Origin of the sequence: Streptomyces sp. NPDC056361 (genome assembly GCF_042262805.1) — a bacterium.
In the GTDB taxonomy this organism is placed as follows: Bacteria; Actinomycetota; Actinomycetes; order Streptomycetales; family Streptomycetaceae; genus Streptomyces.
The window spans coordinates 1-24,694 of record NZ_JBHJQI010000080.1; the positions used below are offsets into that span (position 1 = coordinate 1).

The 24,694-nt window shown below is 73.5% G+C and carries 20 protein-coding genes; 5 read left to right on the plus strand and 15 right to left on the minus strand.

Features of this window, described 5'->3' with window-relative positions:
* Positions 1-22: 22 nt before the first annotated feature.
* The 5 genes from ACFCY7_RS24525 to ACFCY7_RS24545 all read right to left on the minus strand — a co-directional run bounded on the left by ACFCY7_RS24525 (position 23) and on the right by ACFCY7_RS24545 (position 6,583).
* Positions 23-925 carry an ornithine cyclodeaminase family protein gene (locus ACFCY7_RS24525; protein ID WP_376488215.1) on the minus strand — a complete coding sequence of 301 codons (903 nt, stop codon included), beginning with the start codon at positions 923-925 and terminating at the stop codon, positions 23-25.
* A 29-nt stretch (positions 926-954) separates the two neighbouring features.
* The gene (locus ACFCY7_RS24530; protein ID WP_376488190.1) at positions 955-1,914 is read right to left on the minus strand and encodes a proline racemase family protein; all 960 of its coding nucleotides are present in this window, start codon (positions 1,912-1,914) and stop codon (positions 955-957) included.
* A gap of 90 nt (positions 1,915-2,004) precedes the next feature.
* Positions 2,005-4,404 (minus strand): collagenase, encoded by a 2,400-nt coding sequence (locus ACFCY7_RS24535; protein WP_376488191.1) that lies wholly within the window; start codon positions 4,402-4,404, stop codon positions 2,005-2,007.
* 191 nt (positions 4,405-4,595) lie between these two features.
* Complete coding sequence (locus ACFCY7_RS24540; RefSeq protein ID WP_376488192.1) at positions 4,596-6,053, minus strand: flavin-containing monooxygenase; 1,458 nt, start codon at positions 6,051-6,053, stop codon at positions 4,596-4,598.
* Between the two features lie 125 nt (positions 6,054-6,178).
* Positions 6,179-6,583, minus strand: a complete 405-nt coding sequence (locus tag ACFCY7_RS24545; RefSeq protein ID WP_376488216.1) for a MarR family winged helix-turn-helix transcriptional regulator — start codon at positions 6,581-6,583, stop codon at positions 6,179-6,181.
* A gap of 234 nt (positions 6,584-6,817) precedes the next feature.
* Between ACFCY7_RS24545 and ACFCY7_RS24550 the strand changes: the two genes are divergently transcribed.
* Complete coding sequence (locus ACFCY7_RS24550; RefSeq protein WP_376488193.1) at positions 6,818-7,663, plus strand: nitroreductase/quinone reductase family protein; 846 nt, start codon at positions 6,818-6,820, stop codon at positions 7,661-7,663.
* Here ACFCY7_RS24550 and ACFCY7_RS24555 read toward each other — a convergent pair.
* Positions 7,660-8,331, minus strand: coding sequence for a hypothetical protein (locus ACFCY7_RS24555; protein ID WP_376488194.1), 672 nt, complete (start codon positions 8,329-8,331; stop codon positions 7,660-7,662). The genes ACFCY7_RS24550 and ACFCY7_RS24555 overlap by 4 nt on opposite strands.
* A 164-nt stretch (positions 8,332-8,495) precedes the next feature.
* Here ACFCY7_RS24555 and ACFCY7_RS24560 point away from each other — a divergent pair, with 164 nt between their 5' ends.
* The gene (locus ACFCY7_RS24560) at positions 8,496-8,855 is read left to right on the plus strand and encodes a hypothetical protein (protein WP_376488195.1); all 360 of its coding nucleotides are present in this window, start codon (positions 8,496-8,498) and stop codon (positions 8,853-8,855) included.
* 68 nt (positions 8,856-8,923) lie between these two features.
* On the opposite strand, the gene ACFCY7_RS24565 is transcribed toward ACFCY7_RS24560, so the two are convergent.
* Positions 8,924-10,474 carry an acyl-CoA synthetase gene (locus ACFCY7_RS24565; protein WP_376488196.1) on the minus strand — a complete coding sequence of 517 codons (1,551 nt, stop codon included), beginning with the start codon at positions 10,472-10,474 and terminating at the stop codon, positions 8,924-8,926.
* Positions 10,471-11,580: an NAD(P)H-dependent flavin oxidoreductase gene (locus ACFCY7_RS24570; RefSeq protein ID WP_376488197.1), complete on the minus strand. Its 1,110-nt coding sequence runs from the start codon at positions 11,578-11,580 to the stop codon at positions 10,471-10,473. Before ACFCY7_RS24570 ends, ACFCY7_RS24565 begins: the two co-directional genes overlap by 4 nt.
* A 118-nt stretch (positions 11,581-11,698) precedes the next feature.
* Between ACFCY7_RS24570 and ACFCY7_RS24575 the strand changes: the two genes are divergently transcribed.
* A complete protein-coding gene (locus tag ACFCY7_RS24575) occupies positions 11,699-13,543 on the plus strand; it encodes a serine hydrolase (protein ID WP_376488198.1) in 1,845 nt (614 codons plus the stop codon).
* A gap of 130 nt (positions 13,544-13,673) precedes the next feature.
* Here the strand turns inward: ACFCY7_RS24575 and ACFCY7_RS24580 are convergent, their stop codons facing one another.
* The 7 genes from ACFCY7_RS24580 to ACFCY7_RS24610 all read right to left on the minus strand — a co-directional run bounded on the left by ACFCY7_RS24580 (position 13,674) and on the right by ACFCY7_RS24610 (position 22,913).
* Entirely contained in the window at positions 13,674-14,114 is a 441-nt protein-coding gene (locus tag ACFCY7_RS24580) for a subtilase-type protease inhibitor (RefSeq protein ID WP_376488199.1), read from the minus strand.
* A 302-nt stretch (positions 14,115-14,416) separates the two neighbouring features.
* Positions 14,417-15,325 (minus strand): LysR family transcriptional regulator, encoded by a 909-nt coding sequence (locus tag ACFCY7_RS24585; protein WP_376488200.1) that lies wholly within the window; start codon positions 15,323-15,325, stop codon positions 14,417-14,419.
* Between the two features lie 60 nt (positions 15,326-15,385).
* Positions 15,386-16,585 (minus strand): glycine C-acetyltransferase, encoded by a 1,200-nt coding sequence (locus tag ACFCY7_RS24590; RefSeq protein ID WP_376488201.1) that lies wholly within the window; start codon positions 16,583-16,585, stop codon positions 15,386-15,388.
* A gap of 3 nt (positions 16,586-16,588) precedes the next feature.
* On the minus strand, positions 16,589-17,623 hold the full coding sequence (tdh, locus tag ACFCY7_RS24595; protein WP_376488202.1) for an L-threonine 3-dehydrogenase: 1,035 nt from the start codon (positions 17,621-17,623) through the stop codon (positions 16,589-16,591).
* A 167-nt stretch (positions 17,624-17,790) separates the two neighbouring features.
* Positions 17,791-19,359 carry a phytoene desaturase family protein gene (locus ACFCY7_RS24600; RefSeq protein WP_376488203.1) on the minus strand — a complete coding sequence of 523 codons (1,569 nt, stop codon included), beginning with the start codon at positions 19,357-19,359 and terminating at the stop codon, positions 17,791-17,793.
* 212 nt (positions 19,360-19,571) lie between these two features.
* Positions 19,572-21,998 carry a tetratricopeptide repeat protein gene (locus tag ACFCY7_RS24605; RefSeq protein WP_376488204.1) on the minus strand — a complete coding sequence of 809 codons (2,427 nt, stop codon included), beginning with the start codon at positions 21,996-21,998 and terminating at the stop codon, positions 19,572-19,574.
* Between the two features lie 93 nt (positions 21,999-22,091).
* Positions 22,092-22,913: an oxygenase MpaB family protein gene (locus tag ACFCY7_RS24610; protein WP_376488205.1), complete on the minus strand. Its 822-nt coding sequence runs from the start codon at positions 22,911-22,913 to the stop codon at positions 22,092-22,094.
* Between the two features lie 197 nt (positions 22,914-23,110).
* On the opposite strand from ACFCY7_RS24610, the gene ACFCY7_RS24615 reads away from it, so the two are divergent.
* Entirely contained in the window at positions 23,111-23,392 is a 282-nt protein-coding gene (locus ACFCY7_RS24615; RefSeq protein ID WP_376488206.1) for a pyrimidine/purine nucleoside phosphorylase, read from the plus strand.
* Positions 23,393-23,409: 17 nt separating this feature from the next.
* On the plus strand, positions 23,410-24,693 hold the full coding sequence (locus ACFCY7_RS24620; protein WP_376488207.1) for an MFS transporter: 1,284 nt from the start codon (positions 23,410-23,412) through the stop codon (positions 24,691-24,693).
* Position 24,694: the final 1 nt, after the last annotated feature.

Here is a 24,694-nt window from a genome sequence, read left to right on the forward strand (position 1 = left end):
GGACCGGGGCCTCTCCGTGCGGTCAGGCGGCGAGCGCCGCCTCGTACAGCGCGACGGCGACCGCGAGGTCCTCCCAGGCCATGCCCACGCTCTTGAAGAGCCGCGGGCGGTCGGCCGAGGGGGTCAGGCGGCCGGTCACCAGGTCGGCGAGGTTGCCCGCCACGTGGTCCTCCTCGATCGCCCCTTCGGCCGTCGGGACGAGCAGGTCGCCGGCCTCGCGCAGGGCGGCGGTGCGCGCCTCGACGTACACCTCGGCGCGCGCCACGAGCGCGGTGTCCGTCTCGCGGGCGGTCGGTTCGTGCGAGCCGACCGCGACGACGGTGGCGCCGGGCGCCACCAGGGTCCCGTCGAAGAGGGGTTCGCGCGCGGTGGTGCAGCAGACGACGAGGTCGGCCCCGGCCACGTCGGCGGGGGTGCCGGCGCGGGCGGGGACGCCGAGGCTCCGCGCGTATCCGGCGAGGGCGCGCGCGCCGATCGCGTTGCGCCCGACGACGACCGCCTCGGCGAGCTCGCGGGCCGCGAGGACGGCCTCCAGGTGGCCGTACGCCTGGGGGCCGGTGCCGAAGAGCACGAGGCGCAGCGGTCCGCCGTCCGGTGTCAGGCGGCGGACGGCGAGCGCCGAGACGGCCGGGGTGCGCAGCTCGGTGAGGGCCGCGCCGTCGAGGAGGGCGAGCGGCCGCAGGTTCACGCCGTCGAGCAGCAGGTAGGAGCCGGTGATGCGGGGCAGGCCGAGGGCCGGGTTGCCGGGGGCCACGCCCGCGATCTTCACTCCGGCGTACGCGCCGAAGGCGGCGGGCATCAGGAGGAGTTCGCCGGCCGGGACGGGCACGGCGGTGCGGGCCGGTGCGGCTTCGGGGTCGAAGCCGGCGCGCAGGGTGTCGGCGAGGACGTCGGCCGTGGCGGCCGGCGTCAGGAGGCGGCTCATGGTCGGGGCGTCGATCCGGAGCGGGTCGGTCACAGCAGGAACCCCGTCCCGAGGTCGTCGTGGGGGTCGAGCTCGAAGGCGTGGGTGCCGGTGCGGTACGCGGTCCCGGTGACCTCGGTGACGCCGCCGAGCAGCAGGCGGCCGGTGAACACGGTGCCGGCGACCGACTCGTGGGTGAGGGTGTCCCCGGGGCCGAGGCGCCCGTCCTCGCCGAGCAGGGCGAGCCGGGCGGAGGTGCCGGATCCGCAGGGCGAGCGGTCGATCTGGCCGTCGGCGAAGACGGTGACGTTGCGCTGCCGCGGTCCTTCGGGGGTGTCGGGCAGGTCCTCGTACAGGATGACGCCGTAGACGTCGTGGGCGGGGAGCGCGGCGCGGATCTCCCGTCCTGCCCGGACGAGTCCGGGCAGGGAGGCCGGGGTCGTGTCGAGGCCGAGGGCGTGCGCGGGGACGGAGACGTAGCAGGCGCCGGAGTCGGCGATGTCGACCTCGACGGTGCCGTGTCCGGTGGTCACCGGGACCTTGCGGGCGAGGACGCGGGTCGGGACGTTGCGGAAGGTGACGCCGGTGGTGCGGCCGCCCGCGCGGTGCACGGTGGCGGAGACGCGCCCCGAAGGCACGTCGATGCGGACCACGGCGTCGCCGTCGTCGGGGGCGTGGACGCGTCCGGTGTCGACGGCCCAGGCGCCGAGCGCCATCGTGCCGTGGCCGCAGGCGGTGGAGTAGCCGTCCTTGTGCCAGAACAGCACGCCGAAGTGGGCGCCGTCGTCGTCGGGCGGGACGACGAATCCGCCGTACATGCCGGAGTGTCCGCGGGGTTCGCGGACGAGGAGGCGGCGCAGTTCGTCCAGCGGTCCGAGCCGGAGTGCGAGGGCGCGGCGCTGGGCGACGGTGTCGCCGGGGATCGGGGGGAGGTCCTCGTCGACGATCCTGAAGGGTTCGCCTGCGGCGTGGTAGTCGGTGGTGCGGACCTCGTGCGGGGTGGTGCTCACGTACGGCCTCCGGGGTGTGGTGTCGGGGGAAACGGGAGCCGGGCCGGTCACTCCCCCCGTGGAGTGACCGGCCCGGACGCGGTGGGGTGGTCAGCTGCGCAGGGGGCCCTCGCAGGTGTAGCTCGACGTGCCCGCTACCCGGCTCGACCAGATGTCGACGGGGCCGAAGGAGCAGTTCATGTCGGCGAGGTTGTTGGAAGCGGCGCCCGCGCGGTCGAGGATGAAGTAGTCGACGGTCTCGGACATGTCCTTGAAGACCTTGTCGGCGTTGCCGGCGTCCGACAGGTTGGCGGTGATGCGTCCGGTACAGACGAAGCGGCGCTTGCCGTACTCGCCGGCCTCGTAGCAGTCGGGGGTGTTCTGGGTGGCGTTGGCGAAGGCGGCGCGGACGGCGGAGACGTCCACGTCGCGCAGGTACCCGTTGGCCGTGTAGGTGGTGTTCGGCACGTACAGGGTGTCGACCTTGGCGATCTGCGCGTCGAGGAAGCGGTCGTAGGCCTGCTGGAGGCCGGCGTCGGCGCTCAGCCGCTCGCGCCACGCGTCGTAGCCGCTGACGTCGTTGTTCCGCAGGTTCGTGTACATCTCGCGGAGCAGCGACGGGCGTTCGGTCCAGAGGAACTCGAAGAAGGTGCCCGCGTAGTTGTAGAAGCGGAAGCCGTCGCCGTCGTAGGTGGCGTGGAGGAGCTGGCGCACGCTCATCCGCGGGCCGCCGCGCGAGGTGTCGTTGATGACGCCGCGGACGAGGGACTTGCGGACGGCGATGCCGTTGTCGCGGGTGGCTCCGTCGAAGAACTCGGCGGTGCCCTCGTCCATGGCGGTGGTGCGGTCGCCCTGGTACCAGGGGCCCTGTCCGAAGAAGCCGGGGACGGCGAAGCGGCCGTTGAGGTAGTGGACGTACTCGTGCCGGAAGAGCTCTTCCAGGGTGAGGCTGGAGTCCTGGGGGACGCGGCGCTGGTACGTGTAGAAGGTGGCGCCGTTCTCGATGTAGATGCCGCCGTTGTTGGTGCCGTACCCGGTGAGGATCGGGTGGTAGTTCTCGTAGTCGGCGCGGGAGGCGTACAGGACGATGTTCAGGGCGGTGTTGGGGTCGCCCGCGAGCGGCTGGTCGGTGCCGATGACGCGGTGGTACTGCGCCTTGACCTGCTTGCCGGCGTAGTACAGCTGGTCGACGGTGGCGCGGTCGAGCGCGGTGCGGACCTTGATGGCGCCGTTGTCGTAGGTGTACGTGTAGGGGAAGAGCTGCTTCTCGATGTCCGCCTTGCACACGCCGTACGGCTTGCAGGCGTCGAAGTAGTTGAGCCACGAGACGACCTTCGCCCACTGCTGGCTGCCGCGGCCGAAGGTGCTCACGGTCTGTTCGAGCACGGGGCCGAGGTCGGCGACGATCCCCGTCCGGAGGGCGGTGACCTCGCCGAAGCGGCCGTACTCGCTGAGGGCGTCGCGGGCGACCCAGTCGTTGGCGGTCCCCTTCAGGTGCCCGTAGCCCGCGAACGCCCTGAAGAGCGCGCGGTACGCCGGGTCGGCGGCGACGGCCGCGTGGAAGGCGGCGTCCTGGTTGCCGGGGTAGACGCCGAGGTAGTTGACGGAGAGCGCGGCGAGCGCGGCACCGGCCCAGGCGGGGTCGAGGTTCGTGGCGGTGTGCGCCGGGTCCATGGTGGCGAGGACCCGCTTGATCAGGCCGATCTGGTGCTGGCGGAGGCCGGGCGCGCTGGCGGCGTACAGCGCCTCGCGCAGGGTGTTCGCGTTGCTCTTCGTCACGTCGAAGGTGCGCGGGGCGGCGCCGAAGTCGGCGACCGCCTGCCGTATCGCGTCCACGGTGGGCGCGTCGGTGGTGTCGATCTCGCCGCGGGAGTAGTCGTGGTAGGCGACGGCGTGCAGGTACGTGAACATCCCCTCCAGGTTGGAGGAGTTGTTGCCGTCGTGGGACGCGGCGAGGCTCGATATGCGGCGGGCGACGGCCTGGACGTGGGCGTCGGACATGACGGGGACGAGGCGTGCGTCCCAGGTCCAGATCAGGGTGTTGACGCAGTCGGTGGTGACGGCCGGGTCGGCGAGGAAGGCGGCGAACTGGTCGGCGCCGAGGCGGGAGATGCCGTCGAGGGTGCAGGGCACGCCGGCCGCGGTGGTGTCGGCGGCCGCGGCGAGGCTCCGGGCGGCGGTGCCGGACTCGGCCTTGGTCTTGGTCCGGTCGGCGGCTTTGGTCTGGTCGGCGGCCTTGGCCTTTCCGGCGACGCGGCCGGCGGCGAGGCCGCCCGGGGCGGGCGCGGGCCCGAAGGTCTTGGCGGTGGCGGTGGCGCGGTGCTCGACCTCGTCGAAGGGGTTGGTCCCGGCGGCGGCCTGCGGTGCCGCGGGGCCGGCCACCGGGGTCGTCGGGGCGGTCTCGTCGTCGATGTCCGCGGCCGAGACGGCGGACTGGCCGGCGGAGGCCAGGAGGGTCACCGCGACGGCGGAGGCGAGCAGGGACGAGCGCACACGTCTGTGGAGGGACAACAGAACTCCTGCTGTTGAGGGGGGTTGGCGGGGATGGGTACGCGAACTGGCCCGGTTCGCACGGCGTATGACAGACGTTCATCGAGCCGTGTGCGGTGTAACATAGTAATGTGAAATTGCACTGACAACCCCTCTGACGGCATCACTTCACCGACCGGCCGCGCACTTACCCCCTCATCGGGACCAAACGGTCACCGGAACCGCAGTACGGGGTCCTCGATCGGGGCTCGCCGCAGGGCCCGGCGGTCGTGGTAGTAGTCGTTCCGGATCCGCCACGGGTTCCGGGTGCCCTGCCGGGGCATGACCGCGTCGCCGCGCGTGATGTAGCCGGAGGACAGCGCCTCGCCCATGAGGGACACCGACGAGCGGTCGGCCTCGGCCGCGACGGGTGTGACGCTGGTGAGGCCGCGCCGGTCCAGGTGCGCGACCAGCCGGCTGACGTAACCGGCGGCCAGGTCGGCCTTCAGCGTCCAGGACGCGTTGGTGTAGCCGATGACCATCGCCAGGTTGGGCACGCCGTCGAGCATCACACCCTTGTAAAGGAGCCGGTCGCGCAGGACGACGGGCCGCCCGTCGACGGCCAGTTCCATGCCCCCGGCCAGCCGCATCCGCAGCCCGGTGGCCGTCACGACGATGTCGGCCGGGATCTCCTCCCCCGACCCGACCCTGACGCCCGTCTCGGTGAACGTCTCGATGCGGTCGGTGACCACGGACGCGCCGCCGCTCCTGAGCGCGGCGAAGAAGTCGCCGCCGGGCACCGCGCACAGCCGCTGGTCCCACGGCTTGTACGCCGGGGTGAAGTGGCGCATGTCGACACCGTCCGCGAGCTGCGCCCGCACCGCGCGCAGCAGCACCCCGCGCATCAGGCGGGGAGCCTTCCGGCACAGCACGTACAGCGCGCGCTGCAGGGCGATGTTGCGGGCGCGCCCGACGCGGTGGACCAACCCGGCCGGAACCCTCAGCCCGCGCAGGAACCGCGAGAAGGCGTCCTCCGCAGGGAGCGTCAGCAGGTACGTGGGCGAGCGCTGCAGCATGGTGACGTGCGCGGCCTCGGCGGCCATCGCGGGGACCAGGGTGACGGCCGTGGCACCGCTGCCGACGACGACCACCCGCTTGCCCGTGTGGTCCAGGTCCTCGGGCCAGTGCTGCGGGTGCACGAACGTCCCGCCGAAGCGCTCCTCCCCCGGGAACTCCGGGCGGTGCCCCGCGTCGTAGTCGTAGTAGCCGGTGGCGCCGACGAGGAAGCGGGCGGTGTACTCCTCGGTCTCGCCCGTGGCCTCGTCCACGGCCTCGACGGTCCAGCGCCCCCGCTCGCTCGACCAGTCCGCCCGGACGGCCCTCCGGCCGAACCGCACGCGGTCGGACACGCCGTACGCGTCGGCGGTCGTCCGCAGGTAGCGGCGGATGTCCGCGCCCCTGGCAAGGACCTTGGTGTCGCGCCAGGGACGGAAGCGGTAGCCGAAGGTGTACATGTCCGAGTCCGAGCGCACACCTGGATAGCGGAACAGGTCCCAGGTGCCGCCGACCCCGGCCCGCCGCTCCAGGACCGCGAACGTGACGCCCGGGTTCCCGGCGAGCAGGTGACACCCGGCGCTGATGCCGGACAGCCCCGCGCCGATGATCAGCACGTCGACGTGCCGCTCCGCCATCTCCACCCTCCGCCGCCGCCGGTCGTTCCGCTGGGCATTCTGCCCCAGGCCGGCGCCTTCACCGTCGGGCGGGCGGTCGCTCGGGCGGCCGGGTCGGCGGCGGCCCGGCCGCCGGCCCGCCGTCCTCATCCGTCGCTGTCGGCGAGCCCGTGCTCGTACGCGGCGAGCGTCTCCACGAACATCCGGCGTTCGGCCGGGCCGAGGGGGGCGAGGGCCGCGCGCCAGGCGCCGGCGCTGCGGCCGAGCCAGCCGTCGATGGCGGGGCGGTGGGGTTCGGCGATGGAGACGATCTTCCGGCGGCGGTCGGCGGGGTCCTCGTTCCGCTCCAGTACGCCCTTCTTGGCGAGGTCCCCGACCATCAGGCTCACGGTGGTCGGGGCCACCTCGAGGCGGGCGGCGAGTTCGTTGACGCCGAGCGGGCCGTCGAAGAGCAGGTAGGCGAGGAGGGAGAGGTGGCGGGGCGCGAGGGTGAGGGACTGGAGCTCGTCGGGAATCCGGATGCGCTTGACCCGCCCGACCATGCGGGGCATGAGCAGCAGCAGCGTACGGACGGCGTCGTCGACGTCCGGTCCGGCACCGTCGAGGTCCGGTCCGGCACCGTCGAGGTCCGATCCGGTGCCGTCGACGTCCGATCCGGTGCCGGCCGCGGGCACGTCGGCGCCCTCGTCCCCCTCGCGTGCGATTGACACCCTGCACCCTCCCTTTTAGCTTTGCTTTCAAAGCAAATACATCTGTCGGGGTCGATGCTACCGAAGGGCACAGCCATGTCCGGGTTCAACCAGCAGGTCATCGAGGAGTTCCGCGCCAACGGCGGCCGCGTGGGCGGGATGTTCGAAGGCGCCTCCTTACTCCTGCTCACCACCACCGGCGCCCGCAGCGGGAGGGCCCACACGACCCCCGCCGTGTTCGTGCGCAACGGGGCCAGGCTCCTCGTCTACGCGTCGAACGCCGGCGGGCCGCACCACCCCGCCTGGTTCCACAACCTGCGCGCCGACGCCCGCGTGACCGTCGAGCTCGGCACCCCGGAGGGAACCGTCGAGCGCTACGCGGCGACGGCGGTGGTGACGGAGGGCGCGGAGCGGGACCGCCTGTTCGCGGAGCAGTCCGCGCGGGACCCGGGGTTCGCCGCCTACCAGGCCGGCACGGACCGGGTCATCCCCGTCGTCGCCCTGCACCGCACGAACCCCGCGGACCCGGCCCGGCACCGCGCCATCGCCGCTCATCTGGTCAAGGTCCACGACGAGCTCCGCGCCGAACTCGCAGCCCTCCGCGAAGGCCTGGAGTCCCCGGCCCCGGCACTCGACGGGCAGCTCGCCCGCCACTGCCTCACCCTCTGCGGCGCGCTCCACACCCACCACCGCGGCGAGGACTCGGTCTTCGACCTCCTCGGGCAGCAGTTCCCCCACCTCGCCGACGCCCTGGACCGCATGCGCCGGGAGCACGTGGCCGTCGCCCGCACGGTCGACGAACTGCGGACCCTCCTGGCCTCCGGCGCCGCCCCGGCGACCCTCGCGGCCGAGGTCGACCGCCTCGCGACCCGCCTCGAAGAGCATTTCGCCTACGAGGAGTCCCAGTTGCTCCCGGCCCTGGCCCCGGAACCGCCGCGCTAGTCGCGCCAGGTGTCGCAGTACTGGATGTGCAGGGAGCCGGGCACGTGCCGCCGGGTCCGCGGGCGTGACCACGGGCCGGAGGTGAACTCGACGCAGGAGTGACCGGCCCCGGGATACCGGTCCCCGTGGGACGAAGCCTCGTCGACGAAGGCGCGGAGTTCGGTGCCGTGCTCGCGGAACGCGGTGGCGCTGCCGACGACGAAGAGGGTGTGGGCGGCGATGTCGAATCCGAGGTGGTCCCGGTACGCCCGGTGATACCGGCGCGCGTGGTCGACGGCCCCAGGGTCGGGGAAGTCGCCGTCCGGGGTCGCCGCGGTGTGCGGCCTGCCGGTACCGAGCCGTGCCCGGACGTCCTTCCACGAAGCGGTGGGGAACTGCAGGCCGTGGTGGGCGAGGACCAGGTCCAGCGTGACCGGTACGCCGTCGCCGCCGACGGCGTCGGCGGGTGCCCGGTTGGCCCGGAGCGGCAGGTGGACCAGGGAACGGGCCGACCGGGCGGCCAGCGCCCACAGGGCGGCGAGCCGTTCGGCGCCGCCCCGGTCGACGTACATCGACAGCCAGTGGCCGTCGTCGCGCAGCACCAGCCGTTCCGGGACCGGGTCCGGCCGGATGACCCTGATCTCGCCGTCACCCACGCGGACCTTGTGTATCCGTACTCGCTGTTCCACACGCCTCCTCGCACCGATGACCTGCCGCACCTTAACCCGGCACGCCTCCGCCCCCCTGGTGAGATTTCGCGCGAAATCCCGAACATCGCCCACCGGTTGGCCTAGACCACTAAAATCACTCCCACCGAACGGGTGTTCGGACACGACCTATGGAGGGGACTCCCTTGAGCATCAGGCGCAAGCTCACCACCGTCGCGGGCACCGCCGCCGCGGCCGCCTCCCTCGCCTTCCTCGGCGCGGGCCCGGCTTCCGCCGGAGGGAACGGTCAGCAGCTCAACTTCCACGACTCCATCGGCACCGTGTACTCCATCAGCGCGTACGGGATCAACCAGAACGGGGACTACATCACCCACTGCTTCTACACGCCCAACGTGGACAACGCCCTGTCCGGCTGGTGGTGGAAGGGCAACGTCCACGTCAACTTCTGGACCAGCGGCAACTGCACCGGGAACTACGCCCGCAACGGCCAGTTCGTCTGGGTCGAGCCGAGCCAGGCCGACGACTGGACCTACTTCAGCTCCTGACGGTCCCTCACGGGCCCCGCACCCCGGGGTACTTCCCGGGGTACTTCCCGGGGTGCGGGACCGCACGGTCACATCGGGCGCTGGCGGCCCTCCCAGTAGGGGTCGCGGAGGCGGCGTTTGTAGAGCTTGCCGTTGGGGTCGCGGGGCATGGCGGCGACGAAGTCGACGGACTTTGGGCGCTTGAAGCCGGCGAGGCGGTCCGCGCAGTGGGCCAGGACCGCGGCGGCGAGGGCGGGTCCGGGCTCGTGCCCCTCGGCGACCTCGACGACCGCCTTGACCTCTTCGCCCCAGTCGGCGTGGGGGATCCCGAAGGCGGCGGCGTCCGCGACGGCGGGGTGGGCGAGGAGCGCGGCCTCGATCTCGGCCGGGTAGATGTTGACGCCACCGGAGATGATCATGTCGATCTTGCGGTCGCGGAGGAAGAGGTAGCCGTCCTCGTCGAGGACGCCCAGGTCGCCGACGGTGAAGAAGTCGCCGATCCGGTTCTTCGCGGTCTTCGCCTCGTCCTTGTGGTACTGGAAGCCGCCGGTGTTCATCTTCAGGTAGACGGTGCCGAGTTCGCCGGGCGGCAGCCGCTTCCCGTCGTCGTCGAAGACGGCGAGTTCGCTGATGGGCCACGCCCTGCCGACCGTGCCGGGCTTCTTCAGCCACTCCTCGGCGGTGGCGAACGCGCCGCCGCCCTCACTGGCCGCGTAGTACTCCTCGACGCACCGGCCCCACCAGTCGATCATCGCCCGTTTGACGTGCTCGGGGCAGGGCGCGGCGCCGTGGATGGCGTGCCGCATCGAGGACACGTCGTACCGCTCCCGGACGTCCTCGGGAAGGGCGAGCAGCCGGTGGAACTGGGTGGGGACCATGTGCGTGTGGGTGCACGCGTACCGGTCGATCAGGCGGAGCATCTCCTCCGGCGCCCAGCGGTCCATGAGGACGAGCGGGTGGCCGATGTGGAGGGCGGCCGCGGCGAACTGGAGCACGGCGGTGTGGTAGAGCGGCGAGCAGACGAGATGGACATTGCCGTCGGCCGGCCGGATGCCGAAGATGCCGAGGAATCCGCCGAGATGGGTCTCCTCGGGGAGCTTCCCGGGGAGGGGGCGGCGGATGCCGCGGGGGCGCCCGGTGGTGCCGGAGGTGTAGTTCATGACCCAGCCGAGGGTCCGGTCGGCGGGGGCCGAGTCGTCCCGGCCGTCGAGGAGTTCGGCGTACGGGCGGAAGCCGGGGACCGCACCCACCGCGTACCGGTGCGTGGCGGCGAGGCCGGCCTCGTCGGCGGCCTGGGTGACCGCCTCGGCGAACCGCTCGTGGGCGAGGAGCACCTTGGCGCCCGAGTCGGCGACGATCCAGGCGATCTCGGGTCCGACGAAGTGGTGGTTGACCGGGACGAGGTAGAAACCGGCCTGGGTGGCGGCCAGATGCGCCGTGAAGAACTCGGGGCCGTTCGGCAGGACGACGGCGAAGGCGTCGCCGCGCTCCAGGCCGGCGGCGCGCAGCCCGTGGACGAGGCGATTGGCCTCGGCGTGCAGCCGCCCGGCGCTCCATTCCTCGCCGTCGGGCGCGACGAGGACCGTACGGCCGGGGTCGGCGGCGGCCTGGGACCAGAATCCGGTGGGACCGTTGCTCACTGGGTGCTCCGTCCGGCGATGCGGTTGATGCGGTCGACGGCCTTCTCGAAGCCGCGGGTGAGGTCGTCGACGACCTGCTGGACGCTGCGCTCGGAGTTCATCCGGCCGACGATCTGCCCGACGGGCGTGCCGAGGAGCGGTTCGACCTCGTACCGCTGGATACGGGAGACGGCCTCGGCGACCAGGAGTCCCTGGAGCGGCATGGGGAGCGTGCCGGGGCCCGCGGGGTCGTCCCAGGCGTCGGTCCACTCGGTACGGAGCTGACGGGCGGGCTTGCCGGTCAGGGCGCGGGAGCGGACCGTGTCGCCGGAACCGGCGGCGAGGAGCTTGTCGGTGAGGGCGCGGGAGTGCAGCTCGGCCTCGGTGGTGGTGAGCCAGATCGAGCCGAGCCAGACGCCCTGCGCGCCGAGGGCGAGTCCTGCGGCGATCTGCTCGCCGCTGCCGATGCCGCCGGCGGCGAGCACGGGCAGCGGGGAGACGGCGTCGACGACCTCGGGGGTGAGGACCATGGACGCGATCTCGCCGGTGTGTCCGCCCGCCTCGTACCCCTGGGCGACGACGACGTCGATGCCGGCCTCGGCGTGGTGGCGGGCGTGGCGGGCGCTGCCGGCCAGCGCGGCGACGAGCACGCCGTGGTCGTGGGCGCGGGCGACGACGTCGGGCGGCGGCGAGCCGAGGGCGTTGGCGAGCAGTTTGATGGGGTAGTCGAAGGCCACGTCCAGCTGGTTGCGGGCGACCTGCTCCATCCAGCCGGTGATCCGCCAGCCGGAGGCCTCGCCCTCGGCGAGTTCGGGGACGCCGTGCTTGGCGAGGGTGGCGCGCACGAACGCCCGGTGCTCCTCCGGGATCATCGCCTCGACCTCGGCCTCGGTGACCCCTTCGACCTTCTTCGCCGGCATCACGACGTCGAGGCCGTAGGGCAGGCCGTCGGTGTGCGCCTGCATCCAGTCGAGGTCGCGGGCGAGGTCGTCGGGGGCGGTGTAGCGCACCGCGCCCAGGACGCCGAACCCGCCGGCTCTGGTGAGTGCGGCGGCCACCGCGGGGAAGGGCGTGAAGCCGAAGATGGCGTGCTCGATCCCCAGGGTGCGACTCAGCTCCGTCTCCATGGGCGGCAGGATGCCGCAGCCGCCCGGCGGAGGGAAGACCTTTTCTGATGCATCGTCAGATTCTTTCGGCAGCGGCACTCCGGAGTTTCGCCGCGGCCCTCCGTGGGAGAGGGTGGACATGACGGACGACGGGACGAAGGGCAGGGGTCCGAGCCGGCGCGCGTTCGGCGGCGGCGTGCTGGCCCTCGGAGGTGCGGTGATGATCGGTGCGGTGCCGGGCGCGGCGGCGTCCCCGGAGCGGGGGGCGGGCGTCCCGGCCGACGGCGGCGGTGGCGGCGCCGCAGGTGGGGCCGGAGGTGGGGCCGGAGGTGGGCCCGGCCGCTTCACGGCGGCGCGGCGGACCACGCTGCGCCGCGGTTCGGCCGAACGGGCGGGACTGCTCGCCCCGCATCTGGACCGGCTGGTGGCGGAGGCCGAGGCCTTCCTCGGCCCCTCCCCCGTCCACCCCTGGTACGCGGGCGCGGTGCTGCTCGCCGGGCGCGGCGGGACCGTCGCCCTGCACCGGGCGATCGGTTCGGCCGTGCGGTACGCGGCGTACGACGAGAAGACCGACACCGGCGTGGAGCTGCCGCCGGAGCGGCGGATCCCCATGACCGAGGACACCGTCTTCGACCTGGCGTCGGTCTCCAAGCTGTTCACCTCGATCCTGGCGGTGCAGCAGATCGAGCGGGGCGCGCTGGACCTGGAGGCGAGGGTCACCGCGTACCTGCCGGAGTTCGGGGGCGGCGGGAAGCAGGACGTCACGGTCCGTCAGCTGCTGACGCACACCTCGGGGTTCCGGTCGTGGATCCCGCTCTACCGGGAGCCGACGCGGGAGGGGAAGCTGCGGCTGCTGTGGGGCGAGAAACCGGCGAACCCGCCGGGTTCCGCGTATCTCTACTCCGATCTGAACCTGATCTCGCTCCAGCTGATCCTGGAGCGGATCACCGCTCGCGGTCTGGACACCCTGCTCCACGACGAGATCACCGCTCCGCTCGGGATGCACCGCACTCGTTTCAATCCACCGCCCTCGTGGCGGCCCCACATCGCCGCCACCGAGGACGCCCGCCCACCCTGGTCCGGCCTCGACCGGGGCATGGTCCACGGCGAGGTCCACGACGAGAACGCCCACAGCCTCGGCGGGGTCGCGGGTCACGCCGGGATCTTCTCCCGCGCCTGGGACCTCGCCGTCCTGGCCCGCACCCTCCTCAACGGCGGCGCCTACGGCACGGCCCGCATCCTCTCCCCCGCCTCCGTCGAGCTGATGTTCACCGACTTCAACACCGCCTTCCCCGGCGACGCGCACGGCCTCGGCTTCGAGCTCCACCAGCACTGGTACATGGGGGCGATGGCCACTCCGCACACGGCCGGCCACACCGGCTTCACCGGCACCAGCCTCGTCCTCGACCCGACGACCGACGCCTTCCTCATCGTCCTCGGCAACTCCGTCCACCCGGTGCGCTCGTGGCGCTCCGGCTCGGCACCCCGGGTCGCCGCGGCGAACCACCTGGCCCGCGCCGTCCCCGTACGCCCCGACCGGGGACGCCGCGCCTGGTTCGCCGGCATGGAGAGCGGCACCACCGCCACCCTCACGCTCCCCCCGGTGCCCGGAAGCGCCCGCCTGGAGTGCGCGCTCTGGTGGGACACCGAGCCGGGCACCGACCCCGTCGCCCTGGAGGCCTCGGCCGACGGCGGCACGACCTGGCAGCCCGTCCCCTTCACCACCGACGGGCACCTCACGCACCCCACCGGCTCGGTCGACGGCTGGTCCGGCCGCCGCTGGCACACCGTCTCCGCGCCCCTGCCCGGGACGCACCCGCTGCTGCGCTGGCGGTACACCACGGACCGGCGGTACGTGGGGCGCGGCGTGTACGTGGACGGGCTGCGGCTCCTCGACGCGCTGGGGCGGCCGGTGTTCGACGAGATCCGACCCTCGGACGGGGCGCGGATCGAGGCCCACGGCTGGGAGCGGTCGGCGGACTGAGTCGGCTCGCGGACCCCGCCCGCGCCCTCCACCGGCCGACGGGCGGAACGGCCGGGGCCCGCAGGGGACCCCGGCCGTCCTGTCCGGAGGCGGACGCACCGCAGGCGGCGGTACGTCCGCACGCCGGGCGTCAGAAGGTGAGGGCCGCCACCGTCGCCGTACGGGCGCGCAGCTGGCAGGTGTTGCCGTAGGTCGCCGACCAGGAGACCCGCCGGCCCTGCCAGACGCCGTCACCGGTGACCGTGACCGGGGCCCACTCGCGCGTACAGGGGCGACCCTCGGCTAAGCGCGCCAGGGCGCCCAGGTCGCCTCCGGTCGCGGCCAGTTCGGCGCACGCGGACGCGGGGCTGGGGTGGGTTCCGCCGGCGGTGGGGGCGCAGCTCAGGGTGACGGCGCGGACGACCCTGGCCGTCTCGGGGCTGTCGCCCTCGCCGAGGGTCAGGACGAGCGCCGACGGCGGGTAGAGGCTGGTCGGGGCGGCCTGGGCGGTGCCGGTGATCGCGGTGGCGACGAGGGTGAGGCCGGTGGCCGTGGCGAGCGCGGTGGCGCCGGCAGTTCGGACGTAACGCACGGGGGTGTCCCTTCGCGTGGGCTGGACGGGGGGTGCGAGCCGATCGGCTGCGGAGAGGAGTCTTGTCGACGCGCAGGGTGATCGCACATCCGTCGCCGCTTTCCGGCCGCGTCCGTCCATCGGGCCCGACCGATTGGTCGTTCGGGGAGCTGGGGCGGGGTGCGGGCGACGTCCGGACGGCACGCCGGCCCGGCCGGCCTACGGGCCGTACAAGCTTGCACAACCCGCCCACCTGCGAAGATCCGGAAAATGTTCGAGGTTGGAGCACCCGTGCGAGGGCGTGATCGTCCGGAAGTCTGCCGTCAGCCCACCGGTCGGGCCGCGTCCCCGAGGGCCGCGAGGACCGGGCTGATCAAGGGGTGCTCCGCCGCGCCGCGCCGGACGGCGGCGAAGACCCGGCGGGTCGGCGCGACGCCGTCGACCGGTCGGACCTCCACGCCGGTGAGCTCCATGCCGCGCAGGGCGGAGCGCGGCACCAGCGCCACGCCGACGGCGGCCGCCGCGAGGGCCACGACCGCGCGGAAGTCGTCGGACGCGTGCTCCAGGCGCGGGGCGAACCCGGCGTACTCGCAGGCCAGGACCGTCACGTCGCGGCAGGGGTTGCCGACCGACTGACCGATCCAGGTGTCCTTGGCGAGGTCGGCGAGCGAGACCCGCTCGTCGGCGGCCAGCGGATGTCCCGGCGGCAGGACCGCGTCGAAGGGCTCCGCGTAGAGGGGGACGCGGGTGAGACGGGCGTCGTCCTCGCCCGGAGCGCCCCGGTACTCGACCGCGACGGCCACGTCGACCTGGCGGTCGAGGACCATCATGAGGCTCTCGTCGCCCTCCGCGTCCCTCACCCGGACCCGGATGCCGGGGGCGGAGTCGGCGAGCGCCCTGATCGCGGGGGCCACCACGAGGCCGATGCCGGTGGCGAAGGCGGCCACGGTGACCGTGCCGGCCTCGCCCGAGCCGTAGGCGGCGAGTTCGGACTCGGCGCGCTCCAGCTGGGCCAGGACGGCGTTGGCGTGGCTCAGCAGGATCTCGCCGGCCGGGGTGAGGCGGGCACCGCGGGCGCTGCGGTCCACCAGGCGGTGGCCGGTCTCCTGCTCCAGGGCGGCGAGCTGCTGGGAGACGGCGGAGGGGGTCAGATAGAGCGCGGCGGCCGCCGCCGTGACCGTGCGGTGGTCGGCCACCGCACGGAGGATGTGCAACCGCCGCGCTTCGATCATGTTCCCAGTCTCGCAGGACGGGAGCCCTGCTCAGACCGTCAGGGCTCCCGGCGTCCGCCGTCAGGCGGCGAGGGCGGCGCGCGCGTCGACGAAGGCGTCGACGGCCCGGTTCACGTCCTCGGTGGAGTGCGCGGCCGAGAGCTGGACGCGGATGCGGGCCTGGCCCTGCGGCACGACGGGGTACGAGAAGCCGATCACGTACACCCCGCGCTCCAGGAGCAGCTCGGCCATGCGGCCGGCGACGGCGGCGTCGCCGATCATGACGGGGGCGATGGCGTGGTCGCCGGGGAGGATGTCGAAGCCCTCCTCGGTCATGCGGGAGCGGAACAGCGCCGTGTTGGCGTTGAGGCGCTCGCGCAGGTCGCCGGCGGACTCCAGGAGGTCGAGGACCTTGAGGGAGGCGGCGGCGATGACCGGGGCGAGGGTGTTCGAGAAGAGGTACGGGCGCGAGCGCTGGCGCAGCAGGGCGACGATCTCGGCGCGGGCCGCGACGTAACCGCCGGAGGCGCCGCCGAGGGCCTTGCCGAGGGTGCCGGTGATGATGTCGACGCGGTCCATGACGCCGTGCAGCTCGGGGGTGCCGCGGCCGCCGGGGCCGACGAAGCCGACGGCGTGCGAGTCGTCGACCATGACCATGGCGTCGTAGCGCTCGGCCAGGTCGCAGATCTCGGCGAGGGGGGCGACGTAGCCGTCCATGGAGAAGACGCCGTCGGTGACGATGAGCTTGCGCCGGGCGCCGCCCTCGGTGGCCTCCTTGAGCTGCTGCTCCAGGTCGGCCATGTCGCGGTTGGCGTAGCGGAAGCGGCGGGCCTTGGAGAGGCGGATGCCGTCGATGATCGAGGCGTGGTTGAGGGCGTCGGAGATGACCGCGTCCTCGGCGCCGAGGATGGTCTCGAAGACGCCGCCGTTGGCGTCGAAGCAGGAGGAGTAGAGGATCGTGTCCTCCTGGCCGAGGAAGGAGGACAGGCGCGCCTCCAGCTCCTTGTGCACCTCCTGCGTGCCGCAGATGAAGCGGACGGACGCCATGCCGTAGCCCCAGCGGTCGAGCGCCTCGTGGGCGGCGGCGACGATCTCGGGGTTGTCGGCGAGGCCGAGGTAGTTGTTGGCGCAGAAGTTGAGGACCTCGCCGGGGCGGCCGCCCGCGGTGACGGCGACGGTGGCCGACTGCGGGGTGCCGATGACCCGCTCGGGCTTGTGGAGCCCGGCCTGCCGGATCTCTTCGAGGGTGGTGCGGATGTCGTCGCGCACGGAATCGAACATGGGTCAGGCTCCCGTAGTCCAGTCGAGGATGATCTTGCCGCTCTTGCCGGAGGCCGCGTCGTCGAAGGCCGCCTCGAAGTCGGTGTACGCGTACCGGCCGGTGATGACGGGAGCGAGGTCGAGGCCCGCCTCCAGGAGCACGGACATGGCGTACCAGGTCTCGAACATCTCGCGGCCGTAGATGCCCTTGACCGTGATCATGGATGTGACGATCTTGGCCCAGTCGACGGCGAAGTCCTCGCTGGGCAGGCCGAGCATGGCGATCTTTCCGCCGTTGGTCATGTTGGCGACCATGTCGCGCATGGCGTGCGGGTTGCCGGACATCTCCAGGCCGACGTCGAAGCCCTCCTTGAGCCCGAGGGTGCGCTGGCCGTCGGCGATGGTCTGCTCGGCCACGTTCAGGGCGAGCGTGACGCCCGTCTTGCGGGCCAGGGCGAGCCGTTCCTCGCTGACGTCGGTGATCACGACGTTGCGGGCGCCGGCGTGCTTGGCGACGGCGGCGGCCATGATGCCGATCGGGCCGGCACCGGTGACGAGGACGTCCTCGCCGACGAGCGGGAAGGAGAGCGCCGTGTGCACGGCGTTGCCGAACGGGTCGAAGATCGCGGCGACGTCGAGGTCGACGGGGACGCGGTGCACCCAGACGTTGGAGGCGGGCAGTGCCACGTACTCGGCGAAGGCACCGTCGCGGCCGACGCCGAGACCGATCGTGGCGCGGCAGAGGTGGCGGCGGCCGGCGAGGCAGTTGCGGCACTTGCCGCAGACGAGGTGGCCCTCGCCGCTGACCAGGTCGCCGACGGCGATGTCGGTGACGTCACGGCCGACGGAGACGACCTCGCCGACGAACTCGTGGCCGATCGTCAGCGGCGTGGCGATCGTCTTCTGCGCCCAGCCGTCCCAGGAGCGGATGTGCAGGTCGGTGCCGCAGATCCCGGTCCGCTTGACCTTGATGAGGACGTCCCCCGGGCCGGTCTCCGGCTCGGGCACGTCCGTGAGCCAGAGTCCCGGCTCCGCGTTCAGCTTGACCAGCGCCTTCAATGCAACGGCTCCCGACGTGCGTGTCCTGTGATGTGGGGGTGCGGGCACGACTGAGCGCCCATGATCCCGGAAGAGAATCTTCCGTACGTCGCGCTCCCGGTCCATCGAGGATTTCTTAAGCGCGCTCGCAGATCAGCTTCACACCGCCGACGGGAGGGCGCCACGCGTCAACGTCCGAGCACCGCCATCGCCGCGTTGTGGCCGGGGACGCCGCTGACGCCGCCGCCCCGGATCGCGCCCGCCCCGCAGAGCAGCAGGTTCGCGTGGCCGGTCTCGACGCCCCAGCGTCCGGTGCCGTCCTCGCCGTACGGGAAGGAGAGGTCGCGGTGGAAGATGTGGCCGCCGGGCAGGCGCAGTTCGCGTTCGAGGTCGAGCGGGGTCTTCGCCTCGATGCAGGGCCGGCCGTCCGCGTCGAGGGCGAGGCAGTCGGCGATCGGCTCGTCGAGGTGGGCGTCGAGCTGGTCGAGGGTGGCCTTGAGGAGCGCGGCGCGCGTGCCGTCGTTGTCTGCGGCGAAGAGCCGGGCCGGCGTGTGCAGGCCGAACAGGGTCAGGGTGTGGTGGCCCCGGGCGGCGAGGTCGGGGCCGAGGATCGTCGGGTCCGTGAGGGAGTGGCAGTAGATCTCGGACGGCGGGGCGGTGGGCAGGTGCCCGGCGGCCGCCTCGGCGTGGGCGGCGGCCAGCTGCTCGTACCCCTCGGCGATGTGGAAGGTCCCGGCGAACGCCTCGCGCGGGTCGACGGAGCGGTCGCGGAGCCTCGGCAGCCGGGTCAGCAGCATGTTGACCTTGAGCTGTGCGCCTTCCGGGGCGGGCGGGGGCGTCTCGCCGAGCAGCGCCGCCAGTTCCCGGGGGGACGCGTTGACCAGGACGTGGCCCGCCTCGACCGTGCCCTCGCCGTCGGCGGTGCGGTAGGTGACCGCCGCGCGGCGCCCGTCGGTCTCGATCCGCGTGGCCTCGTGGCCGGTGACGATCCGCGCGCCGGCGGCGCGGGCCGCGTCCGCGAGCGCGTCCGTGAGGGCGCCCATGCCGCCGACGGGCACGTCCCAGTCCCCGGTGCCACCGCCGATGACGTGGTACAGGAAGCAGCGGTTCTGGAGCAGCGCGGGGTCGTGGGCATCGGCGAACGTGCCGATGAGCGCGTCGGTGAGAACGACCCCCCGCACCAGGTCGTCGGCGAAGTGCCGCTCCACAGCCACGCCGATCGGCTCCTCGAAGAGCATCCGCCAGGTCTCGGCGTCGTCGACCCGGGCCCGCAGCGCCGCGCGCGTCGGGAGGGGCTCGGTAAATGTGGGGAAGATCCGGCGGGCGGCGCGGGCCGTACGGGCGTAGAAGGCCTCCCAGGCCTCGTACTCCCGCCCGGAGCCGGTCAGCGCGGCGAACGACGCGCGCGTGCGCTCCGCTCCCCCGCCGACGAGGAGGCCCCCGTCACCCTTCGGGGTGTACGAGGAGACCGACCGCTTCCGCACCTCGAACCGCAGCCCGAGCTCCCGCACGATCTTCTCGGGCAGCAGCGACACCAGGTACGAGTACCTCGACAGCCTGGCGTCGACCCCGGCGAACGGCCGCGTCGACACGGCCGCCCCACCGGTGGAGCCGAGCCGCTCCAGGACGAGGACGCTCCGCCCGGCACGCGCCAGATACGCGGCGGCGACCAGGCCGTTGTGGCCCGCCCCGACGATGACGGCGTCGTACGAACGGGGTGCGGCCGGGGCGCCGTGCAGCGCGTCGAGGGCGGTCATGGCTCATGCTCACACGGGATCGACCACCGGGAAAGAGCGCGTCGCGGGCGTGGCCGGTATGCGACGGGTCTTCCGTCCCGACGGGTCCGGCGGGCCGGCGGCGTGGGGCGGGTCGGCCGTGCGGGCGAGTCCGGCCGGTCGTGAGTGCCGGCCCGTCCGGACGTCAGCGCAGATCCGCCCGGCCACCGGCACCGATCCGGCCAGGTCGGCGGTCACGCCGGGGGCTGGGTGGCCGCTCTCAGGTGGAGGGCGGCGGCCTCGGCGTGGCGGCCGAGGCGCTCCAGGCAGTGGGCCTCGGCTTCGAGGGCGGCGAGGGTGTCGGGGTGGGCGGGGCCGAGGAGCCGGGTGCGGGCGTCCCCGACCGCGCGGTGCGCTTCCAGGGCCTCCTCCCAGCGGCCGAGCCGGCCGAGGGCGACGGCGGCCTCGCGGCGGCTGAGGAGGGTGTCCGGGTGCTCCGCGCCGAGGACCCTCGCCCGGTCCGCGTGCACGGTCCCGGACTCGGCGAGCGCCTCCTCCCAGCGGCCGAGCCGGCCCAGGTTGACGGCGAGGGCGTGGCGCACCCGCAGGGTCTCCGGGGCGTCGGCGCCCTGCGCGCGGGTACGGGCGGCGACGAGGTCGCGGCAGACGTCCAGGGCGTCCGCGGCCTGGCCGAGGCGGCCGAGGAAGACGCCTGTCTCGTAGCGGGCGGTGAGGGTGTCGGGATGGTCCGGACCGAGGGCGGCGGCACGGGCGTCGGCGAGGGCGCGGTACTCGGTGAGCGCCTCCTGCCCGCGCCCCATCTTCCCGAGGGTGTAGGCCACTTCGTGGCGGGTCACCAGGGTGTCGGGGTGGTCCTCGCCGAGCAGCCGGGCCCGGGCCTCCGCGACCGCGTGCGCCGTGCGGTACGACTCCTCCAGTCGGCCCAGGCGGCCGAGCGTGAACGCCATGTTGTGGCGGCAGCGCAGCGTGTCGGGGTGGTCGGGTCCCACGGTCCGCTCGCGGGCCGCGAGCACCGCGGCGTACAGCTCGTAGGCCTCGGGGTGGCGGCCGAGCCTGCCGAGCGCGTACGCCCGTTCCTGCCGTGCCGCCAGCGTGTCGGGGTGGTCCTCGCCGAGGACCCGGGCGCGCGCCTCCGCGACCCGGCCGAAGGCCTGCAGCGCCTCGGTGGGGCGGTCGAGCCGGGCGAGGGCGAACGCGACCTCGTAGTGGCTGGCCAGGGTGTCCGGGTGGTCCTCGCCGAGTGCCCGCGAGCGGTCGTCCGCGACGGACCGGTGCACGGACTCGGCCTCTTCCCAGCGGCCGAGCCGCCCGAGGCCCAGGCCTGCCCGGTAGCGGCCGGCGAGCACCGCGATCAGCTCGGCCGACGCGGCGGGGGCCGCGGGGCCCGGCGGGGGCGTGGCAACGTGCGGGGAGGGGTCCGGCGCGTGGGTGGGCGCGGTCGTGGCGGCGTGCGGGGACCGGTCCGGCGCGTGGGTGGGCGCGGGCGGGGCGTGGGTGGGGACGGCGGGCGTCTGCGGCGGGGCGCCGGTCGTCTGGCCGGCGGTGGTCCACTCGGTGGTGAGCACGGCCGCGGCGGAGTCGTGGGGGGCGGGGCGCGGTGGGGCCGCGGGGCTTGATTCGGCGGCGGGCCGGTGCCCGTCACCGATCGCCCGCGCCCACGCGGGCACGGGCACGGGCGGGGGCGTGGAAGCGGGAGGGGTGGCGTTCGCGCCGGGGCCGACGGGCGGGTGCCCGGGGACGGGGTACGGGGCGGTGTCCCCGGGCCAGGGGCCGAGCGGAGGGGGTGTGGAGCCCGGCTGGAGGACGGACGACACGCGGCCCACGGCGATCCGGCGCCGCAGGTCGCCGGCGTGGGAGGGCCGCTCCTCGGGGACCTTGGCGAGCAGGTGGACGACGATCTGGTCGAAGAAGTCCGGAAGTTCGGCGCGGATCGCGCGCGGGGGCTCCGGCACGGTGTCCCGGTGGCCGATGAGGATGGCCCAGGAGTCGCCGAGGTCGAAGGGCGGGGCGCCGGTGGCCAGTTCGTACAGGACGCAGCCGAGCGAGTAGAGGTCGCTGCGGTGGTCGACCTCGCTGCCGCCGATCTGCTCGGGGGACATGTAGTGGGGGGTGCCCATGGCGATGCCGGTGCCGGTGAGCTTCGAGGTGAAGCCCATGTCGGCGCCGAGGCGCGCGATACCGAAGTCGCAGATCTTCACGGTGCCGTCGCGCAGCCGCATGATGTTCGCGGGCTTCAGGTCGCGGTGCACGATCCCCTGGCCGTGCGTGTACGCGAGGGCGTCGGCGACCTGGTCGGCGATCTCGACGACGTCCTGGACGGGCAGCGGCCGCTGGGCGTTGGCCGTGAGGAGCTGGCTGAGGTTGCGCCCCTCCAGGAGCTCCATCACGAGGAAGAGGACGCCCTCGTACTCGCCGAAGTCGTGCACGACGGTGATGCCCCGGTGCTGGAGCGCCGCGGCCACCCGGGCCTCGCGCCGGAAGCGCTCGCGCACCACGGTGAGGACCTGGGGGTCCTGCTGCGGGCCGAGCGGCTTGAGGCACTTCACGGCGACGCTGCGCCCGAGCGCCTCGTCGGTGGCGCGCCAGACCTCGCCCATGCCTCCGCGACCGATGACCTCGTGCAGGCGGTACCGGCCCTGGATCAGTCTCGAGTCCCCCATCGTGTGCCGTCGCCCCCGTCGATTTCCGTACTGCCTCCTCGGCTCCTCCAGTATGGCCGCCGGGTCGGACAGTGAATACGGGGCGGGGTACGCCTACGGCGCGAGTCGCGCGAACGGGTCGGGCCGGGTCTCGGGGCCGAGCCGTTCGACGGCCCGCAGGACGTGCCGGGGAGGAAGCCGCCAGCGCACGCGGGAGGGGATGTGGCGGAGGACGCCGGCCGTGGTGACCAGGCGGCGGGTGACGGTCTCGGCCGGCGGGGCGGGACGGCCGTAGAGCGCGTGGGCGTAGGGGGGCAGGGTGTCGTACGCGAGGGCGGCGACGCGCCTCCAGAACACCTCGCGCGCCGGGACGAGCGCGGGTTTCACGGGCGGGCGGCGGAGGAAGTCCTCGACGGTCCGCGCGTCCGGTCCCGCGGCGAGCCGGGGGCGCACCGCGTCGAAGTAGGCGGCGATTTCCGCGGTGGACGCGGGGACGGCGTCCGGGTCGAGCCCGACGAGCCGCGCCGAGGTGCGGTGCTCGTCCACGTACCGGTCGGCCTGCGCGTCGGTGAGCGGGATGCCGGAGCGGCGGGCGACCGAGAGGTACGAGTCGGTCTCGGCGCAGTGCACCCAGAGCAGGAGTTCGGGGTCGTCCACGCCGAGCAGGCGGTGGATCCGGCGGACCCGGGCGCCGGCCGCCTCGGCGGCCTCGGCGGTGCCGTAGCTCAGCGTGCCGACGAAGTTCGCCGTCCGCATGAGGCGCCCCCAGGGGTCCTCGCGGAAACTGCTGTTGATCATGACGCCGCGGACGGCGACGGGATGCAGCGCCTGGAGCCACAGGGCCCGGACGCCGGCGATCCACATCACCGGATCGGAGTGCACCTGCCACGTCACGGAGCGGGGACCGAAGAGCCCCGGATCGGCGTCCTGCCTCATGCCGCTCAGGCTACGCCGCACCCGGCCCCCTGGGCAGCGGCCGCGTACCCGGCGATGGCCGAGGGCCGCCGATCAAGGACCTCACCAGGGCGGGGGCACCGCGGCCGACGCAAACCCTCGCCGGTAAAGTCGACTTGCCGGTGGCCGGCCAGCGAAGTCCTGGCCACCCCTTTGTCCCGCTTCCCCCGAGGATGCCCATGTTCACGGTCAACGAGTACTTCGACGGCACGGTCAAGTCGATCGCCTTCACCCAGGAGCAGGGCCCGGCGACGATCGGCGTCATGGCCCCCGGCGCCTACGAGTTCGGCACCGCCAACCCCGAGGTCATGCACGTCGTCAGCGGCGCCCTGACGGTGAAGCTCCCCGGCGCCGACGACTGGCAGACCTTCCCCGCCGGGACGCGGTTCGAGGTCCCCGGCGACAGCAAGTTCCAGCTCGAGGTCGCGGTCGACACCGCGTACCTCTGCGAATACCGCTGACCCCGGCGCTCGGCATGATGAGCATCATCAAACGGGGGGCCGAGCGACAGACACGCGGCGGGCCGGAGTCCGGTCCGCAGCGCGCCCTCATCACCGCCGTCTTCGTCAGCAGGGTCGGCAACGGACTCTTCAACACCGCCGCCATCCTCTACTTCACCTTCGTGGTGCACCTGCCCGCCACCCAGGTGGGCCTGGGCCTGACGATCGCCGGCCTCAGCGGCCTGGCGGCGGGCATACCCGCGGGAAACCTCGCCGACCGGTACGGCCCGCGCACCGTCTGGCTGACGAGCCTCGCCCTGCAGGCCGTCACGATGGCGGCCTTCGTCCTCATCGACAGTTGGCTCGCGTTCACCGTCGTCGCCACCCTGGACCGGCTGGCCGCCACGGGCGGCGGCGCCGCGGGCGGCGCCCTCGTCGCCAGGGTCGGCGGCGAGCACCCCGCCGCCTTCCGCGCCAGGCTCCGCACGTTCGTCAACCTCGGCGTCGTCGTCGGCACCCTGGGCGCGGCCGTCGCCATCCAGCTCGACACCCGCGCCGCCTACACCGCGCTGATCCTCGCCAACGCCGCCAGCTTCGCCTTCGCCGGACTGATCGCCTTCCTCGGCGTCCCGAACTACCGCCCCCTGCCCCGCCCCGAGGAACACCGCCAGTGGTCCGTCCTCACCGACCGACCGTACGTCTCCTTCGTCGCGCTCTACAGCGCCATGGGCCTGCAGTACCAGACGGTCTCCCTCCTCCTCCCGATCTGGCTCGCCGCCCACACCGACGCCCCGCGCTGGACCGTGGCGGCCGTCTACGCGGTCAACAGCGGCGTCTGCGTCCTCCTCCAGAGCCGCCTCGGTTCCCGCGTGGAAACCCCGCGCCAAGGCGGCCGCGCCTTCCGCCTCGCGGGCCTCCTGTTCCTCGTCAGCTGCCCCCTCATGGCCCTCACCGCCGACGTCCCCGCCTGGGTCGCCCCGATCCTCGCCATCCTCGCCGTCTGCATCCACAGCATCGGCGAGGTCTGGGAATCCTCCGGCGGCTACACACTGGCCTACACGCTCGCGCCCGACCACGCCCAAGGCCAGTACCAAGGCCTCTTCGGCATCGGCTTCGACGCCGGCCAAGCCCTCGCCCCCGTCATCCTCACCGGCGCCGTCCTCGCCCTCGGCCACCCCGGCTGGCTCCTCCTCGGCCTCTTCTTCGCCACCATCGGCGCCGCCGGCCCCCCGATCGCCACCTGGGCCGAACGCACCCGCCCCACACCTCCGACCCCGGAAGCCGCCACGGACGATCCGGCTCCGGTCGGACAGGGGTCTTGAA

Coding starts and splice junctions, on each gene's coding strand:
- ACFCY7_RS24525 (WP_376488215.1), bottom strand. CDS start 925: ATGAGCCGCCTCCTGACGCCGGCCGCCACGGCCGACGTCCTCGCCGAC.
- ACFCY7_RS24540 (WP_376488192.1), bottom strand. CDS start 6,053: ATGGCGGAGCGGCACGTCGACGTGCTGATCATCGGCGCGGGGCTGTCC.
- ACFCY7_RS24545 (WP_376488216.1), bottom strand. CDS start 6,583: ATGCCCCGCATGGTCGGGCGGGTCAAGCGCATCCGGATTCCCGACGAG.
- ACFCY7_RS24550 (WP_376488193.1), top strand. CDS start 6,818: ATGTCCGGGTTCAACCAGCAGGTCATCGAGGAGTTCCGCGCCAACGGC.
- ACFCY7_RS24570 (WP_376488197.1), bottom strand. CDS start 11,580: ATGGAGACGGAGCTGAGTCGCACCCTGGGGATCGAGCACGCCATCTTC.
- ACFCY7_RS24575 (WP_376488198.1), top strand. CDS start 11,699: ATGACGGACGACGGGACGAAGGGCAGGGGTCCGAGCCGGCGCGCGTTC.
- ACFCY7_RS24585 (WP_376488200.1), bottom strand. CDS start 15,325: ATGATCGAAGCGCGGCGGTTGCACATCCTCCGTGCGGTGGCCGACCAC.
- ACFCY7_RS24590 (WP_376488201.1), bottom strand. CDS start 16,585: ATGTTCGATTCCGTGCGCGACGACATCCGCACCACCCTCGAAGAGATC.
- ACFCY7_RS24600 (WP_376488203.1), bottom strand. CDS start 19,359: ATGACCGCCCTCGACGCGCTGCACGGCGCCCCGGCCGCACCCCGTTCG.
- ACFCY7_RS24605 (WP_376488204.1), bottom strand. CDS start 21,998: ATGGGGGACTCGAGACTGATCCAGGGCCGGTACCGCCTGCACGAGGTC.
- ACFCY7_RS24610 (WP_376488205.1), bottom strand. CDS start 22,913: ATGAGGCAGGACGCCGATCCGGGGCTCTTCGGTCCCCGCTCCGTGACG.
- ACFCY7_RS24615 (WP_376488206.1), top strand. CDS start 23,111: ATGTTCACGGTCAACGAGTACTTCGACGGCACGGTCAAGTCGATCGCC.
- ACFCY7_RS24620 (WP_376488207.1), top strand. CDS start 23,410: ATGAGCATCATCAAACGGGGGGCCGAGCGACAGACACGCGGCGGGCCG.